The organism is Stenotrophomonas sp. SrG (genome assembly GCF_050031795.1).
GTDB lineage: Bacteria > Pseudomonadota > Gammaproteobacteria > Xanthomonadales > Xanthomonadaceae > Stenotrophomonas > Stenotrophomonas rhizophila_A.
The window spans coordinates 1-242 of the sequence record NZ_JBNBBE010000986.1 but is presented as its reverse complement, the minus strand read 5'-3'; the positions used below and the strand labels follow the sequence as shown (position 1 = coordinate 242).

Annotated in this window: 1 pseudogene; it reads left to right on the top strand. The window is 81.8% G+C overall.

Going from position 1 to position 242, the window contains the following annotated elements:
* Window positions 1-242, top strand: a pseudogene (locus ACQG3P_RS22445) (argininosuccinate synthase); the annotation flags it as partial.

Genomic DNA, 242 nt, shown 5'->3' with positions numbered 1-242 from the left:
ACGCCCGCCGCCGCGGCGCGCGCGCCACGCAGCCGGCCCCCACCCCCCCCGCCACCCTCCTCGGCCTGCCCCCGTCCGGCGGCGAGCTCGACCGAGGGGACGCCCCGGGCGCAGCTGCCCGCGGCCGGTGCGCACCGCGCAGCGACTGGCCGCCACCAGCGCTGACCGTGACCCTGAAGGCCCTCGACGGCGCCGCGGTTGAACCCACCGGCACGGCGCTGCCGGGCGCGCAGAACCTGGCA